This is a genomic window from Variovorax sp. W1I1 (assembly GCF_030815625.1).
GTDB lineage: Bacteria > Pseudomonadota > Gammaproteobacteria > Burkholderiales > Burkholderiaceae_C > Variovorax > Variovorax paradoxus_C.
The window spans coordinates 895,787-912,484 of the sequence record NZ_JAUSWZ010000001.1; the positions used below are offsets into that span (position 1 = coordinate 895,787).

General features: G+C 64.4%; 14 protein-coding genes. 9 read left to right on the plus strand and 5 right to left on the minus strand.

Going from position 1 to position 16,698, the window contains the following annotated elements; translation table 11 throughout:
- The first annotated feature begins 1 nt into the window (after window position 1).
- Window positions 2-1,345: a HAMP domain-containing sensor histidine kinase gene (locus tag QFZ83_RS04400; protein ID WP_306880737.1), complete on the plus strand. Its 1,344-nt coding sequence runs from the start codon at window positions 2-4 to the stop codon at window positions 1,343-1,345.
- Window positions 1,346-1,358: 13 nt separating this feature from the next.
- Complete coding sequence (locus QFZ83_RS04405) at window positions 1,359-1,580, plus strand: oxidoreductase-like domain-containing protein (RefSeq protein WP_013542961.1); 222 nt, start codon at window positions 1,359-1,361, stop codon at window positions 1,578-1,580.
- An 11-nt stretch (window positions 1,581-1,591) separates the two neighbouring features.
- On the opposite strand, the gene QFZ83_RS04410 is transcribed toward QFZ83_RS04405, so the two are convergent.
- Genes QFZ83_RS04410 through QFZ83_RS04425 form a run of 4 tightly spaced genes read right to left on the minus strand, consistent with a single transcriptional unit; the run spans window position 1,592 to window position 4,737 of the window.
- Entirely contained in the window at window positions 1,592-2,068 is a 477-nt protein-coding gene (locus QFZ83_RS04410) for a nucleoside deaminase (protein ID WP_306880736.1), read from the minus strand.
- 7 nt (window positions 2,069-2,075) lie between these two features.
- The gene (locus tag QFZ83_RS04415) at window positions 2,076-2,846 is read right to left on the minus strand and encodes an ABC transporter permease (protein ID WP_013542959.1); all 771 of its coding nucleotides are present in this window, start codon (window positions 2,844-2,846) and stop codon (window positions 2,076-2,078) included.
- Window positions 2,843-3,703 carry an ABC transporter ATP-binding protein gene (locus QFZ83_RS04420; RefSeq protein WP_307503075.1) on the minus strand — a complete coding sequence of 287 codons (861 nt, stop codon included), beginning with the start codon at window positions 3,701-3,703 and terminating at the stop codon, window positions 2,843-2,845. Before QFZ83_RS04420 ends, QFZ83_RS04415 begins: the two co-directional genes overlap by 4 nt.
- Window positions 3,703-4,737 (minus strand): ABC transporter substrate-binding protein, encoded by a 1,035-nt coding sequence (locus QFZ83_RS04425; RefSeq protein WP_307503078.1) that lies wholly within the window; start codon window positions 4,735-4,737, stop codon window positions 3,703-3,705. Before QFZ83_RS04425 ends, QFZ83_RS04420 begins: the two co-directional genes overlap by 1 nt.
- A gap of 270 nt (window positions 4,738-5,007) precedes the next feature.
- Here QFZ83_RS04425 and QFZ83_RS04430 point away from each other — a divergent pair, with 270 nt between their 5' ends.
- The 6 genes from QFZ83_RS04430 (at window position 5,008) to QFZ83_RS04455 (ending at window position 12,777) form a co-directional block, all read left to right on the plus strand.
- Window positions 5,008-7,692: a type VI secretion system Vgr family protein gene (locus QFZ83_RS04430; protein WP_307503081.1), complete on the plus strand. Its 2,685-nt coding sequence runs from the start codon at window positions 5,008-5,010 to the stop codon at window positions 7,690-7,692.
- A 51-nt stretch (window positions 7,693-7,743) separates the two neighbouring features.
- On the plus strand, window positions 7,744-8,187 hold the full coding sequence (locus QFZ83_RS04435; protein WP_307503084.1) for a hypothetical protein: 444 nt from the start codon (window positions 7,744-7,746) through the stop codon (window positions 8,185-8,187).
- A 1-nt stretch (window position 8,188) separates the two neighbouring features.
- The gene (locus QFZ83_RS04440; protein ID WP_306880730.1) at window positions 8,189-8,533 is read left to right on the plus strand and encodes a hypothetical protein; all 345 of its coding nucleotides are present in this window, start codon (window positions 8,189-8,191) and stop codon (window positions 8,531-8,533) included.
- 157 nt (window positions 8,534-8,690) lie between these two features.
- Window positions 8,691-9,314 carry a hypothetical protein gene (locus tag QFZ83_RS04445; RefSeq protein WP_307503087.1) on the plus strand — a complete coding sequence of 208 codons (624 nt, stop codon included), beginning with the start codon at window positions 8,691-8,693 and terminating at the stop codon, window positions 9,312-9,314.
- Complete coding sequence (locus QFZ83_RS04450; protein WP_307503089.1) at window positions 9,311-11,416, plus strand: DUF3274 domain-containing protein; 2,106 nt, start codon at window positions 9,311-9,313, stop codon at window positions 11,414-11,416. The genes QFZ83_RS04445 and QFZ83_RS04450 overlap by 4 nt, the downstream gene beginning before the upstream one ends.
- Window positions 11,416-12,777: a DUF2875 family protein gene (locus tag QFZ83_RS04455; RefSeq protein WP_307503092.1), complete on the plus strand. Its 1,362-nt coding sequence runs from the start codon at window positions 11,416-11,418 to the stop codon at window positions 12,775-12,777. Before QFZ83_RS04450 ends, QFZ83_RS04455 begins: the two co-directional genes overlap by 1 nt.
- A gap of 29 nt (window positions 12,778-12,806) precedes the next feature.
- Here QFZ83_RS04455 and QFZ83_RS04460 read toward each other — a convergent pair whose 3' ends face one another.
- Window positions 12,807-15,110 carry an NADP-dependent malic enzyme gene (locus QFZ83_RS04460; protein WP_307503095.1) on the minus strand — a complete coding sequence of 768 codons (2,304 nt, stop codon included), beginning with the start codon at window positions 15,108-15,110 and terminating at the stop codon, window positions 12,807-12,809.
- 241 nt (window positions 15,111-15,351) lie between these two features.
- On the opposite strand from QFZ83_RS04460, the gene QFZ83_RS04465 reads away from it, so the two are divergent.
- Window positions 15,352-16,692: an NAD(P)/FAD-dependent oxidoreductase gene (locus QFZ83_RS04465; RefSeq protein ID WP_307503098.1), complete on the plus strand. Its 1,341-nt coding sequence runs from the start codon at window positions 15,352-15,354 to the stop codon at window positions 16,690-16,692.
- Window positions 16,693-16,698: the final 6 nt, after the last annotated feature.

The following is a 16,698-nucleotide window of genomic DNA, read 5'->3' on the forward strand; positions in this document are numbered from 1 at the left end:
CATGAGCCTGTTCTCCCTGCGCTGGCGCCTGATCTGGAGCCTGATCCTGCTGCAGGTGGTGGTCGGCTCGCTGGTGCTGGGGGGCTTCCTCGGGCTGGCCTGGGTGCTGGGGCGCGTGGTCGACGAAAACGGCCAGGAGACGGTCGCGGTGATCGGGCGCGCGATGGTGCGCGGTGCCGATGGCCGGCTGGCCATCGAGCCGACACGGGAGTTGCGCAGACTGCAGCAAGCCGATCCGCCGCTCTGGTTCATCGCGCGCGACGAGCGCGGCTCCGAGGTGCGCAGCGGCGATGTGCCGTCCGTCTATGCGGCGCTCATGAATGCGTTCGGCGACGTGGAGCGCGTGGCCCTCAATCCGGAAAACGACAACACACGGCCCAAGGCCCGCTTCGAGCGTGTCGACACGCGCGCGGGCCCGGTCGCTGTGATGGCGCAAACCGGCGGTCCGCTGACGATGGAGAACACGCTCAAGGGCACGGGCCTCTTGTTCCTGTGGCTGGTGGCACCGATGGCATTGCTGACCAGCCTGGGCGTGATCCTGGCCACGCCCTTCGTGGTGAAGCGCGGGCTGAAAGGCGTGGTCGCCACCGCCGAGCATGCCGAGGGCATCGACGTGCACGAGCGCACCACGCGTCTGCCGCTGGCCAATGTGGCCAGCGAAATCCGCCCGCTGGTCAACGCCGTCAACCGTGCTTTCGACCGGCTCAACGAAGGCTACGACCGGCAGGAGCGCTTTCTGGCCGATGCCGCGCACGAACTGCGCACCCCGATCACCACGCTGCAGATCCACCTGGAGGGCTTGCCGAACGATCCGCTCAAGGTGAAGCTGATGCAAGCCTCGGCGCGGCTCGCCACGCTGGCCGAGCAGCTGCTCGACCTGCAACGGCTCGACCACCTCGTGCCGCAGGAGCAGCAGGTGGACCTGAAGGCGCTGTGCGAGCGCGTGGCGGCCGACATCGCGCCGCTGGCGATCCAGAACCGCTGCACGCTCTCGGTCGATGCACCGCAGGCGTTGACCGTGCGCGGCGATGCGCCGTCGCTCGAACGCGCGCTCTCCAACCTGATCCAGAACGCCATCGAGCATGGCGGGCAGGGCTGCGACATCGAGGTGCGGCTGTGCGAACCTTCGTGCATCGAGGTGCTGGACTCGGGGCCCGGCATTCCCGAGGCGGACCGCGAGCGCGTGGTGGCGCCGTTTCACCGGCTCGTGCCGCGCGGGCGCGGTGCGGGGCTGGGGCTTCACCTCGTGGCCGAAGTCGCGCGCCTGCATCGCGGGCAACTGACCATCGGATCGAGCGAATCGGGCGGCGCGAAGATGCGGTTGGAACTGAACCTCAGCGCCTGAGAATCTCGTCGCCATGAACCTCATCGACCGGCTGCCTGAGCCCACGAATCTCGCCAGCGCGCAGGCGTTGATCGCGCGCGTGCAGGCGGTGCTCGATGCCCAGGGGCTCGCCATGCGCCCACCGCCGCCCGAGCCCACCACCTGCTGCGGGCGCGGCTGCAACGGCTGCGTGTGGGAGGGCTGGCTCGCCGCGGTGAACTACTGGCGCGACGAGGCCTCGCTGCTGCTGGCCTAGCGCCCGAAGCCCTAGCGGGTCTCCCAGAACCCGCGGTGCGTGGCGATCATTTCCTCGGCCGCTTCAGGCACTGGCCCGATCACTTCGACCTTTTTCTGTCCGCGCGCGAACACCTCGCGGCAGGGCAGGCTCAGCGTCGGGTTCTCGGGGTGGTCTCCCGTCAGCGCGAGCAGCGCCGATTCCTCGGCGCCGTAGACGACGCGTCCGATGTTCGCCCAGTAGCTCGTGCCTGCGCACATCGCGCAGGGCTCGAAGGTGGTGACCAGCGTGCATTGCCACAGGTACTCGGCCAGCCAGTTCTGCGCGGCGTGGCGCGCGAGCGTGGCTTCGGCGTGATTCACCGTGTCGATGTTGCCTTGCTCGGCGAGGATGGTCTCGCCATCGGGCGCGACGAGCACCGCGCCGAAGGGATGGCGGCCCATCGCCATCGCACGACGGGCCACTTCGTCGGCGCGACGCAGCGCGCGAATGATTTGATCCTGGTTCATGCGCGCATTATTGGTTTTGCGAACCGCGGTGGGCCCAGCCCGTGGTGTGCTTCTCGATCACGCTGAAGAGTTCGTACATCAGCATCGCCATCGCGCCCACCACCATCAGGCCCGCGAAGGCCAGGCCCATCTGCATGGCCGAGCCGGCGGAGATCAGCAGGTAGCCGATGCCTTCGTTGGCGGCAGTCATCTCGCTCACCGTGGTGCCGACGAAAGCCAGGGTGATCGCCACCTTCAGCGAGCCGAAGAAGTAGGGCATGGAGCGCGGCAGGCCGATCTTCATGAGCACGTCCCAGCGCTTGGCGCCGAGCACGCGCAGCACGTCTTCGAGTTCGGGCTCGAGCGTGGCGAGGCCGGTCGCGATGTTGACCATGATCGGGAAGAAGCTGATCAGGAAGGCCGTGAGAATCGCCGGCCCCGCGCCGATGCCGAACCACACCACGAGAATCGGCACGAAGGCCGCCTTGGGCAGCGCATTGAAGGCCGTCATGAGCGGATAGATCGCCGCATACGCGATGCGCGAACTGCCGATGACGAAGCCCATCAGCACGCCCACCACGATCGCGAGGCCGAAGCCCGCCATCGTGACCCAGAAAGTGCGCCACGCGTGGCCCGCGATGATTTCTTTGAACTCCCAGAACTGCGTCCAGATGCGCCACGGGCTCGGAAAGATGAAGTCCGAGACTTCGAAACCCGCGCAGATGATCTGCCACAGCAGGATGACTGCGACCAGCAGCAGCCAGGGCGACCAGCGTTCGATTTGCTTGGTGTTCTTCATGCGGCGGCTCCCGCGGCGGCGGTCTGTGCGGCGCTGATGCCCGTGTTGCGGATCGCACCGATGTGCCCACGCAGTTCCAGCACGATGTCGGTGAACTCCTTCGTGTAGGTAAGTTCGAGCTCGCGCGGACGCGGCAGCTCGATCTCGCGCTTGACTACGAAGCGCCCCGGGCTCTTGCTCATCACATACACCGTGTCGGCCAGGAACACCGATTCGCGCAGGTCGTGCGTCACCAGAATCACGTTGAACTGCTGCTCGGTCCAGAGGTCGCGCAGGATGCACCACAGCTCCTCGCGCGTGAACGCGTCGAGCGCGCCGAAGGGCTCGTCGAGCAGCAGCATCTTGGGCTCATGGATGAGCGCGCGGCAGATGCTCGCGCGCTGCTGCATGCCGCCCGAGAGCTGCCACGGGAACTTGTCTTCGTAGCCCGCAAGGCCGACCTTCTGCAGCAGCTTGCGCGCGCGCTCGACGTACTCCTTGCGCTTGGCTTTGAAGTTCGAGCGATAGGGCTCGACGATCTCCAGCGGCAGCAGCACGTTGTCGACCGTGGTGCGCCACGGCAGCAGCGAGGGCGCCTGGAAGGCCATGCCCGAAATCTTGAGCGGCCCGGTCACGGGCGCGCCGTCGATGCGGATCTTGCCCATCGACGGCATCTTGAGCCCCGTGGTGAGCTTCATGAAGGTCGACTTGCCGCAGCCCGAAGGCCCGACGATGGCGATGAACTCCCCGCGCTTGACTTTCAGGTCGATGGCCTCGACCGCGAAGTGGTTCTCGCGCAGCAGCTCCTCGTTGTACGCGAGCCAGACGTCCTGGAAGTCGACGAAGGGGGCGGCGGTGTCGCTCGTTGCGCCTGCCATCACTTGCGCAGGATTCCGCTGAGTTCGGCCGCCGGCGGCAGCAGGGCGGCCGTCCACACGGCATCGGGGCTCACGCGGGTCTTGGTGTTGAAGGCGTCGGACACCTGCGAGGCCATCAGCGACATGCGGCCCGCGTTGACGCCGCCGAAGCCTTCAGCACGCGCGTCGGCGCTGTTGATTACCGTGTCGATGGCCAGTTGCAGGCGGCGGGTTTCCAGCTTGCTGTCGATGATGCCGTCGCGCGCCTTCACCGACTCGATGGCCACGGCCGGGTTGGCGATGACTTCCTTGGCGCCCTTGGCGAAGGCCGAGAGGAATTTCTTCACCGCTTCAGGGTTCTCCTTGATGAGCTTGGGCGACGCGATGATCACGTTGCCGTAGAGCTTCACGCCGTAGTCGGGATAGGGAAGGATCACCACGTCGGCCGCCTTGGCGCCGCGCGCCTCCAGGTTCAGCAGCGAGGTGAAGGTGAAGCCGGTGATGGCATCGATGTCGCCGCGGATCAGCATGGTCTCGCGCAGCGTCGGGTCCATGGCGGTCCAGTTGACCGCGCCGATGTTGTTGGCCTTGGCGAAGATCGGGAACGCGCGGCGGCCCGCGTCGAACACCGGCGCGCCGAGCTTCTTGCCGGCCAGGTCCGAAGGCTTAGTGATGCCGCTCTTCTTGAGCGCCATGACCGAGGCCGGCGTGTTGTTGTAGACCATCATCACCGCGACCGGCTTGTTCGGGCTGTCGGGGTTGTTGGCGTGGAATTCCATCAGCGCCGCGAGGTCGGCAAAGCCCATTTCGTAGGCGCCCGAAGCCACGCGCGTGACCGTGCCGCCCGAGCCGTTGCCCGCGTCGATCGTCACGTCCAGCCCGGCCGCCTTGAAGTAGCCCTTGGCGGCCGGATGCAGGAACAGCGCCGCCGGCCCTTCGAAGCGCCAGTCGAGCTGGAACTTGATCGGCGTCGGGGCTTGGGCAAAGGCTGGGGTAAGGCCGAAGCTGAGGGCCGAAGCGGCGAGGAAGGACTGGAGCAGTAGGCGCTTGTTCATGCGGGAATCCGTGAAGGTGAATGCTTCGGCATTCAAGCAAAAACGGTGCCCGCACGCGATTGGTGCGAACCCCGGGGTAGAAATCCCCTCGTCTGCGTGGGTGTTCATCGGAGTGAATTGCAGGGGCGAAGCCATCGGCATCGTGCAGTTCGTCACGCTGCTTTCACCGGGATGATTGCCACATCTTTTCCTGCGGATATGGCCGCTGTGTGCTTCCCATAATCCCGCCCCACGACTCCTGATGTACAGGAGCAGGTTCAGGGGGAACACATGTCCGCACTCAGTAGCAATGCGCAGGCGCGCACGCTTGAAATCAGCAGCAGCGCAATTCCGCTGATTCTGGGCCGCCCAGCGTTGGAGCCGGTTCGCTTGTCGGGTACCGAGAGCTTGAGTTCGCTGTTCGCGTACGAACTGCTGCTCAAAACGCCCGATGCGTTGAACCTCGGTGCAAGCCGGGCCGCGGACTTTGACCTCGACAGCTTCATCGGCCGTGAGATCACCTGCAGTATTCAAATCGACGGTGCGGGGCAGTTCCTTCCCGGTGCCGTTGGCGCATCGGTCGATCACGTCGGCGCAGGCGTGCGACAGATCAATGCCCTGATCACCGATGCAGCACTGTGGGGCGAGGAAGGCCGCCACGTGCAATACAAGCTCACGCTGCGGCCCTGGCTGCATCTCGCGACGCTTGCGACCGACTGCAAGATCTATCAGAACCAGACCGTCGTCCAGATACTCGATGAACTACTTCGCGACTACGACTTTGCGGTTGAGAAGCGCCTGATCGAGAGCTACCCGATACGCGACTACCAGACCCAGTACAACGAAAGCGACTTCGAGTTCTTCAGCCGGCTGTGCCAGGAGTGGGGCATCAGCTACTTTTTCGAGCACGGCAGCGACAGGCACCGCCTCGTCCTCATCGACAACATGGGGGCGTACAAGAAGAACGACAGCGCCGCCTATCACGAGGTCGAGTACCACGCGCCCGGTTGGAAGGTCGATGCCGAGTACGTCCACAGCTTCGTGCCGCACAGCCATCTGACGAGCGGTAAATACACCGGCCGCGACTACGACTACACGCGGCCAAGAGCCGATCTCGGCATCGGCCGCAGCGACCCGCGGCCGACCGGCCAAGCCGATGGCGAGGTCTACCAATGGCATGCCGGCCGAGGCGGCAGCCACTACGCACAGCCCAGGGCCGGCAGCGCCGAGGGCAACGATCCTCAAGACGAGGGTCGCCACCTCGCCCTCTTGCGCATGCAGGCCTTGCGCACGCACGGAACCCGGGCTCAGGCCAGTGGCAACCTGCGCGGGATGGTCCCTGGCTGCAGCTTTCGATTGGCAAAGCATCCGCGGGAGACCGCCAACACCGAGTACCTGATCCTGGACACCCAGCTCCTGATCGAAGACGTTGCGCAGGACAGTCAGATTCGGGACGCGGCATCCGGACGGAAGCAGCACTGGAAGGTAGAAGTCGACTTCACCGCGCATCCGATGGCCGAGCCGCTACGCCCGGCACTCACGCAAACCAAGCCGTTCACGCACGGACCGCAGTCAGCATTGGTGGTTGGGCCCGCAGGTCAGAACATCTGGACCGACGAACTCGGTCGCATCAAGGTGCAGTTTCCCTGGGATCGCATCGGCCAGAAGAACCAGCACAGCACCTGCTGGATTCGGGTTTCCAGTCCGTGGGCCGGCAATCAGCTTGGCGGCATGCAGATACCCCGCATTGGCCAGGAGGTGATCGTCGATTTCTTCGGCGGCGATCCGGACCTGCCCATCTGCACGGGGCGACCGTTCAACCAGAACAACCTGCCACCATGGGCGCTGCCGGGACAGCAGGCGCTGTCGGGCTTCCGAAGCAGGGAGCTGACCGAGGAAGGCGGCAACAGTGCGGTCGGGCGCAGCAACCACATGGTGCTGGACGATACGGCCGGGAAGATACAGGCGCAGCTCAAGAGCGACCACCAGCACAGCCAGTTGAGCCTGGGACACGTCACGCGCATCGAGGACAACGCGGGGCGCAAAGACGCGCGGGGTGAAGGCTTCGAGCTGCGCACCGATGGATGGGGCGCGGTTCGCACAGAAAAGGGGCTGCTCATCTCCACGGATGGTCGTTCCCAGGCCATCGGCGGCCTGCTGAGTCGCGATGAGCTCGTGGCCTGCCTCGAGCAGGCGTTGGCAATTGCCAGAGATCTCGCCAAGGCGGCGACGAAATGTGAAGCCGGCCCGCGCGAGACCGCACCCCAGCAGGCCTTGAGCGACGCGGCCGAAGCTCTTGGCCAGGGTGCCAGCAACGAGACCGGTGCCTCTGGCCGGGCGCAGGGCGGCCAACCGGTGCTGGCCTTCAGCGGCGCAGCCGGCATCGCCAGCGTCACGCCCAAGGATCACATCCAGTACGCGGGCCTGAACATCGACACCGTCGCCGGCCACAACCAGCAGCACTACGCCGACCAATCGATCCTGCACACCGCGGGCAAGGACATCGGACAGTTCGCGCGCACCGGCGACATCCGCGTCATCGCCAATGAGGGAAAGCTCATCCACCAGGCCCAGCACAACAGCGTGGAGATCACGGGTGAGAAGGCCGTCACGATCCAGTCCACGGAAGGCGGCATCACTATCAAGGCGAAGAAGAGCATCACCTTGGCCCTGGACGATGGCACCTACCTGCGCATGGGCGGTGGCAAGGTGGTCTGGGGCATGACGGGTGAGTACCTCGTGCAGACCGCCAATTACCGCATCAATGGCCCCAGCACCATCGGCGTGGACTTTCCCAGCTTCATGCGTACCGACCAGGCACAGCAACTCAAGCTGCACCGCATGGGGGACAAAGGCGACGGCTTGTCGAGCCGGGACTTCAGCATCGTCAAGGCAAGTGGTGGCGCAAGCAATGCGCAATCCGGCGGGGATGCGATTTCCAGGCTTGAGAAGGACAAGCCGTTTGATGTCACTTGAACCACACCCGGCACGCGAAAAAGTCAAAGTACAGCACAAGGAAATATGAAGATGAAGAAACCAGGTTCTTTCCGCAGTAAGGGTTGGGTTTTCCAACTCGCGGCGATATCGGCCCTCACATTGCTTTGCGACGCCCCGAAAGCGGACATCACTGGTGCTCAGGCGCAAGCCATGGCCGAAAACAGTGCAGAACAAGTGGCCAAGCTCTTGGTGGGTGTCTTGGGTGCCTGCGCCAACACCCATCCGGATACGCGCGCTGACGTCATCAAAGCCGTGCAATCCTTGGCGACAGCAGGGCTTGAGGAGGCGGAGGCTTCCAGAATCGTCGACGCTGTTGGTCAATGCATGAGCAACGAAGGCGCCCCGACGAGAAGCCAATGCGGCGAACTGGCCACGCAGTTGCCAAACACCAGCTTCAATCTGAACGACGAGCGGTTTGCGCCTGTCCTCATGGCCGGCCTCCAGATGCTGGAGCCCTGCAGGCGCAGGAAATGACATGAAGCTCATTCCACGTGTCGGCGCTACCTTGCTCGTGTCATTTCTCTTGGGGTGTTCTTCGCCGGCGCCCAAGTCGAAGGAAACGCCAGAGTCTGCGCCAGAAAAAAGCGTCGAGTCATCGCGAGCATTAGGCATTGAGTCAGCCAAGGGTGGCCAAAACAATCTCCGCATTCCCTATCCCAATAGGGAGGTCGCCGTTAGAACGAGCGACGGGAAGATCGCACATTTCATAAGCGACGACCAGGGATTGATTCGTCTGCCCGACGGCGATCTTTTTGACCCCAGCAAGCTAGAAATTCTGGTGTGCCGGTCGTTGACCGGCTGCTCAGCGCCCAAGTTCTGACCCGCGCGCGGTGCGATGACTTTCAATGCGCAAATTTCCATCGACCCCTTATCGCTTCGACACAACCCTTCGCCGACTCTATCAACGCAGCCGACGGCAACCCGCCAGTTCGGGCCGGTTTGACTCGTTTCGCACAAAAGACAGGGAAAGCATTTTCATGAGCAATCTTGATTTCAAACCGGCATGGCGACTGACGCTGGCGGCGTTGGCGTTGGCCCTGAGTGCGTGCGCGTCCGGCAGAGCTTCGCCGCCGCCACCATCCCAGCCCGCCAAGCCACCTCAAGTGGTCTATCGCATCGACGACCACCGCTACTTTGAGCTCACGCCGGACGAGACGTGCTTTGGCAACATGCTGTACTTCATCGATACGGCTAAAGGCATCCGTTCGGAAGTGGTGACATTCGATGCAGTGATGAACCGAACCACGCTCATCATCGACGCCGCCAACGATCAGTATTTGGTGGCGCCTGTGACGCGAGGGGGTATCAACTGTTCGTCGGGAGGAGGAGCATGCGGTGGAGATCAATTGCCCTATTCCATCGACGGCGGAAGAACCTGGACGCGAATATGGGCATATTCGTCTCGAGAGGGTGTGATGATCAGCGACTCAACGGCATACAACGTGGACGGCCTCAAGCTGATGAATGGCCTGAACCTGGCGCTCCCCAAGCCGCAAAGCAGTGATTGGAAATATCTTCGCGATTTCGTCTTTAAACCCCGTATTTCCCCGGTGAACACCAAGGTGCAATGCAAAGCCCAAGATAGCGGGAGCAGCAAATGAGCCAGGACAAGGACCTGAGTTCGCTTACCCCCGTAGTGCCCGACCCCGGCAAGTACCAATGGGTCAAAGGCAAATCTACCGGCACCGACGACAAGCAGAAGGACCGCACACACACAGTCGGAGTGCCGGACCTGATGCCCGGCATCATCATCTTTGTGCATGGGGTCAACTCCGATGGAGAGTGGTATCACGATGCCTCTATTGAGTTCGCAAAAGGACTAAACCAGCGATTGGGAAGAGAAGACCTTACTGCCTTGTTTCCCGAGGAAACGCCGCTTTCTGATGGCCGAAAGTCAACTCGATACCTAAGGGGAAAAGACGGAAAACGCGTCAAATCCCCCGTCATCCCCTTCTGGTGGGGCTACCAAACCCAGCCCACAGAACGCAAGATAGTCAAGGGCACAGACCAGCACGGTGAGACCCCCGCCAAGACCGACCTATACGGCAACCCCCTGCGCACCGACGGCGCGTGGGGCGGCGGTCCTTTCCAGAACGGCGGCGCCGCACTCACCTCGTTCTGGCTGCCCACGGGATTTCGCAAAGACGTCCTGTTCGGCACGGTCGACGTCAACACCATCAACCCCGTCGTCGGCCGCATGCTGTGCGACTGCCCGCCGCGCCTGTACTACGCGCACGCCGCACGGCGCCTGGCGAACCTCGTCAAGGACATCCGCAAGAACCTGCCCAACGAACCGATCAACATCGTCTCGCACAGCCAGGGCACCATCGTCGCGCTGTGCGCGCTGTTCTTTCTGGACAAGGTGCGCGGACCCGACACCGTGATTCTCAACAGCTCGCCCTACCGTTTCGACACGGCGATCACCGATGTCATCAGCGCGTCCGACGGCAAGCGCAGCGTGCAGCCAAAGCAGGCGCGCATCGACACCTTCGTCAACGCCGTCAAGATCGTGGCCGAGGCCATCAAGAGCTACCCCGCGCCGCCGGAGCCGAAGTTCGCATGCACCGTCGAACACAAGCCGCGACACGCCTACGACGACGCCGTGTATTGCCACAAGCCCGCGGACGCCCCGCAGTGGCAGGCTGAAATCGGCGGCAAGGTCGAAGACCCCGAAGGCCCTCGCGGGCAAGAAGGCAAGCCCTGGTGGAGCAATGCCAAGTTCGAGCGTAACGACACTCGCGGCAAGCTGTTCGTCAACTTCAACCCCGGCGACCGCGTGATCGGCGTATCCGCCGTCTCCGGCATGGGTTGGCGTGGCATTCCGCCGAACTACATGGAGAAGGTCAACCAGGAAAAGAACGTGCAGCAGCGCCTTTTTGCGCGGGGCACGAATGGCAAACACAACCCGCCGGTCGGCGCGAAGCCCAGCGGCAAGGCGCTGCCCTACTTCTACAAGCAGCTCGTGCCTGTCGCGGCCGGCCCGAACGGCGAACCTGCATACAAGCGCGAGGAATTACGCTATTTGAACGGCAGCAACCCCAATGCCATGTGGAAAATCGAGCCGGAAAAGATAAAGGGTCTCGTGCCGGTGCAGGGAGACCTCCAGTCGAATGAGCGCGGCGAGGTGGAGAGCGTGATCGTCAACGCACCGGAGGTACCGCGACCATTGAATCTGCCTCAAAAATTCGATGCCGAATACGTGATGTACCACGGCAAAGAGGGCCACGACCCAGACGGAGCGCCGGTAAAAGCCTCGACAGAACAACGGGAGGACTTCAAGGACGACGTGAGATACCAGGAGCGGCAGACCGTCATGCGTCGCGACGAAAAGGGGCTGCCTACGCATGTGACCTACGAGACCTGGGAAGAGGTCGAGAGGCGCCGCGAGAAAGAGGTCGGCAAGACACCGGTGTCGCCCACCAACCACGCGGCCATCCTGCGATTTGTCAATGATGACGACGACAGAAGTTCACCGGTGGCGAACGTGCTCAGCTACGACGTCACCGTGGGCTTGGGCTACGCCTGGCACGACGAGAAGTACTGGAACTACCTGCTCGATCTGGCCGACTGGAAGAAGAGCGACCCGTACTACGAAACGGGCAAGCTGCCGGACTCCGACAAGACGATGCCGCCGGGCATCGTGACCGGCAACGCGCCGGCATCTGCGCCTCAGCCAAGCTCGGACCAGATGGGAGCACTGTGATGACGAGACGCTATCGCTATCAGCCGGCTGCCGCGTCGCCCGCCAGGTTCTTGCATGTTTCGGGTGTCGGGCTGCGCGTGGACCATGTGCCCGCAGGTCCCTTGTGGGACCGCGTGCAACGCCGGGCATCACCCGTCGAAGAAGAGCCCACTCCGCCGGGCTCGCTGGACAAATGCCGCGAGATGGCAGGTCTGTTTCGCAGCGCCGCGTTGCGCGCCGCACTCACCCACCGGCCAAGGAACGACGAGCGCGGCCGTTTCGTGGAGAGCTATCCTCTGCCCACCACGATGGCATTGCCGCCATCCACGCAAATGGACAGGGCAGCACTGGCGGAATGGAGCAGCACCTACCAGAGCAGCGAGCGCACGGGCGGGGTGCCCTGGCAATTGCAGAACGGCCCGGCGGGCATGGCATTCCACCAATTGGGATTCAAGACGCGACCGAGCTTCGAGGTGGCGGGTGTCGATCTCTGGCGATCGGCCTGCAATGCCTTCGATACCCAGGGCGACCTCAACAGTCTGCTGGTATGGGCCGAAGACGGCTACGCAGTGCGCGCAGAACTTGGCGGATGGGAGAACCCGAAAGGGCAGCGCAGCGAATCGCTCGAAGACATTCTTGCGCGACCCAAGCGTCCCGGGCAGTTGCGCGACTCCTTCTCGGGCCTGCTGCTCACGCGCCCCGAGGCGGCCGAATGGTTGCGAGAGTGGTCGCTGCACGTGCGCGATGCCAGCCAGGACAGCCGCTTCCCCAACGGCGTAGTGGCACGCGGCCCGCACGGCTTTGGCGGCCTGCACACCGAGGCCCATGACGGTGGTGCGAACTACTGCGTATTTCGCGGCGATTTCAAACCGACGCCCAACGTGCCGTCGCTATGGAGTCGGGCGCAGTACGAGCAGTACGCGCAGATGCCGACGTTGGCGCTGTTGCTCAAGCCCAGCGTCGCGGGTTTCGGTGTGGACATGTCGGAGGATCAGCGGGCCCAAGCGTTGGAAGCGGCACTGAAGTCCACGTTGGAGGACTCTTTGCTTGAACGGCCGCCCAAGCGGGTGTTCTACAGCGCCGCATCGGACCGGGACGACGGCGCCGCCGCATTGCTCGCCCGCAGCATGGCCAAGGCCGCACCGCAAAGCGGACTGTTGGATCCGGGGCGCGGTTTCAGGCTGGAGCAGTGCCTTGGTGGAGAGCTGGGCGCGGCGAGCATGAATGCAGCCATTGGCCTGGCAAGCATCGCGGTTTGGGAAACCAACGAGCCTGCGCTTGTCGTCACCCTGCGCGACCCGCGCGGCGCCCTGGTCTTCGGGCTCTTGCCGCCGAGCGCCGAGCAGCGCGCGAGGACGAGCGCGCGCCCCTATGTGATCTAGTACGCCGCCCCGGAGGGCGTCGTACCAGGCTACTTCAACGCCGTCGTCGCATTCGCCACAGCCAGCGCCGTCATGTTGACCACGCGCCGCACGGTCGACGAAGGCGTCAGCACATGCGCCGAGCCCGCGCCGCCCAAGAGGATCGGGCCGACCGTGATGCCATTGGCACCGGTCATCTTCAGCACGTTGTAGAGGATGTGCGCCGAGTCGAGATTCGGGCACACGAGCAGGTTGGCCTCGCCGGTGAGCGTGGTCTCGGGCAGTGCGGTGCGGCGCACTTCTTCCGAAAGCGCGGCATCGCCGTGCATCTCGCCGTCGCATTCGATGTCGGGCGCCATCTGCGCGAACAGGTCGCGTGCGAGGCGCATCTTGCGCGCCGAGCCGCGGCTGGAGGTGCCGTAGTTCGAGTGCGAGAGAAAAGCCACCTTGGGCGGCAAGCCGAAGCGGCGCACTTCCTCGGCCGCCATCAGCGCGATGCTCGCGAGCATTTCTGCGCTCGGGTCTTCGTTGACGTTGGTGTCGGTAATGAACACCGTGCGCTTCTCCAGCGTGAGCGCGTTCAGCGTCGCGAAGCCCGGCGCGCCGCGCTTCAGGCCGATCAGGTTGCGGATGTGCTCAAGGTGCACGTCGAAGCGTCCGACCAGGCCGCAGATCATCGCGTCGGCATCGCCCAGGTGCAGCATCAGCGCGGCGATGGTGGTGTTGGAGCGGCGCACCATGGTCTTGGCGGCCTCGGGCGTCACGCCGCGGCGGCCCATGAGCTTGTGGAAGGCCTCCCAGTACACACGGAAGCGTGGGTCGTCTTCAGGATTGACGATCTCGAAGTCGGTGCCCGGGCGGATGTGCAGGCCCGCCTTCTTGATGCGCGCCTCGATCACGGCAGGGCGGCCTACCAGGATCGGGTGCGCCAGACCTTCGTCCACGGCCAGTTGCGCGGCACGCAGCACGCGCTCGTCTTCGCCTTCGGCGTACGCCACGCGCTTGGCGGTCGCAAGCTTGGCTGCGGTGAACACCGGGCGCATGAACATGCCGGTCTGGTAGACGAAGCGCGTGAGGTGCTGGCGGTAGGCCTCCATGTCCTCGATCGGACGGGCGGCCACGCCCGAAGCGGCGGCCGCCTTGGCCACGGCCGGCGCGATGCGCAGGATGAGCCGCGAATCGAAGGGCTTCGGAATGATGTAGTCCGGCCCGAACGAGAGCTCCTGCCCCGCGTAGGCGGTGGCCACTTCCTCGCTGATGTCGGCCTTGGTGAGGTCGGCGATCTCGCGCACGCAGGCCAGCTTCATTTCTTCCGTGATCTTGGTGGCGCCGCAATCGAGCGCGCCGCGGAAGATGTACGGGAAGCACAGCACGTTGTTGACCTGGTTCGGATAGTCCGAACGGCCCGTGGCGATGATGCAGTCCGGCCGCACGGCCTTGGCCAGCTCGGGCCGGATCTCGGGCTCGGGGTTGGCCAGCGCCAGGATGATGGGCTGCGTGCCCATGGTCTTGACCATCTCGGCCGTCATCACGCCGGGGGCCGAGCAGCCGAGGAACACATCGGCGTCCTTCACAACGTCGGCCAGGGTGCGGGCGCCGGTGTCTTCCTGGGCGTAGCGGGACTTCGATTCGTCAAAACCGCCCGCGCGGCCGATGTAGATGAGACCCTTGGAGTCGCAGGCGTAGATGTTGGCGGGCTTGGCGCCCAGGCCGACCATGACGTCCAGGCACGCGATGGCTGCTGCGCCAGCGCCCGAGACGGCGATCTTCACGTCCTCGATCTTCTTGCCGACAAGCTCCAGGCCGTTGATCAGCGCCGCGGCCGAGATGATGGCCGTGCCGTGCTGGTCGTCATGGAACACCGGGATGTTCATGCGCTCGCGCAGCTTCTTCTCGATGTAGAAGCACTCGGGCGCCTTGATGTCTTCCAGGTTGATGCCGCCCAGCGTGGGTTCCAGCGCCGCGATGATGTCGACCAGCTTGTCGGGGTCGTTCTCGGCCAGCTCGAGGTCGAACACGTCGATGCCGGCGAATTTCTTGAACAGGCACCCCTTGCCTTCCATCACCGGCTTGGCGGCCAGCGGGCCGATGTTGCCCAGGCCCAGCACCGCGGTGCCGTTGGTGACGACGCCCACGAGGTTGCCGCGGGCGGTGAATTCGACCGCCAGCGACGGGTCGGCCGCAATGTCGAGACAGGGATAGGCCACGCCCGGCGAATAGGCCAGCGACAGGTCGCGCTGGTTCAAGAGGGGCTTGGTGGGGGTGATCGAAATCTTGCCCTTGACGGGCGAGCGGTGGTATTCGCGCGCTGCCTCGCGAAGTGCTTCTTCGGCGGGGGAGAGGGGTGCAGCCATGAAATGTCTCCTTGTTTCTGACGGGCAATGAGGCTACCCCAAAAGCGCACCCGGTTCCCGGCGAGGGAATGCCGAAAACGCCTGAACCCATAGCCGGGGCGGCTCCGGCATGGCGCCGGTTCGCTAAACTCCACAACTGTTAACCAAGGTCACCCAAGGTTCACAAGGCAATCCGGAACCGGCCGCCAGAACGGCCGGCCGGCGTCCATCGAGACACACAATGACAACGGAGGGGCAGCGCATGACACCCGGAGCTTTCACCACCACCGACCCCGACGTCGTGGTCATCGGCGGCGGCCCTTCGGGCTCCACCGTGGCCGCGCTGCTGGCGGACAAGGGCCACGACGTGGTGCTGATCGAGAAGGCGCAGCACCCGCGCTTTCACATTGGCGAATCGCTGCTGCCGATGAACATGCCGCTGTTCGATCGGCTGGGCGTGCGCACCGAGGTCGAGGCCATCGGCATCAAGAAGCACGGCGCCGAGTTCGTCTCGCCCTGGCACGACCACACGAGCCATTTCGATTTCGGCCAGGCGATGGACAAGAGCTTCCCGTACGCGGTGCATGTGCGCCGCTCGGAGTTCGACGAGCTGCTGTTCCGCCACGCCGGCAAGCGCGGCGCGCGCACCTTCGAGGGCCAGCGCGTCACCGGCGTGGACATGGATGCCGGCAAGGGAACCCCCGACAACCGCCCGCTGGTGAAGATCAAGGCCGACGACGGCACCGAGACCCAGTGGCGCCCGCGCTTCGTGATCGACGCGAGCGGGCGCGACACCCTGCTGTCGAACCAGTTCGACGCCAAGCAGCGCAATCGCAAGCACGCGAGCGCGGCGCTCTATGGCCACTTCGCCAATGCCGAGCGCCGCCCGGGTCGCTTCGAGGGCAACATCTCGCTCTTCTGGTTCGACCACGGCTGGTTCTGGTACATCCCGCTGAAGGACGGCACCGTGAGCGTCGGCGCCGTGGCCTCGCCCGCGTACTTCAAGCGCCGCCAGGGTGCATCGCTCGAAGAATTCCTGATGGAGACCATCGCGCTCGCGCCGAAGCTGGCCGCGCGCCTGAAGAACGCCACGCTGATGGAGGGCGCCACCGCGACCGGCAACTACGCCTACGACTCCAAGTTCTGCCGCGGCGACCGCTTCATGATGGTGGGCGACGCCTACGCCTTCGTCGACCCGATGTTCTCTTCGGGCGTGTACCTGGCGATGAACAGCGGCTTCGAGGCCGCGAACGCGGCCGACCTGTGGCTCAAGGGCGAGGCGAAGGAGGCCGAGAAGGCTTTCCGCCACTACGAGAAGGTCATGAAGCGCGGGCCGAAGATGTTCTCGTGGTTCATCTACCGCATCACCTCGCCGGCGATCCGCCGGCTCTTCATGGCGCCGCGCAACATCTGGCGGATGCAGGAGGCGCTCCTGTCCATCCTGGCCGGCGACCTGTTCCGCGACACGCCCATCGGCCCGCGCTTCTGGGGCTTCAAGGTGACGTACTACGCCTCGTGCATCGGAATCCTGCCGCAGGCCATCAAGACCTGGGCATGGCGGCGGCGAAACCTGAAGGAATCGCTGGACGCCGCAAAGACCTGAGCCGCA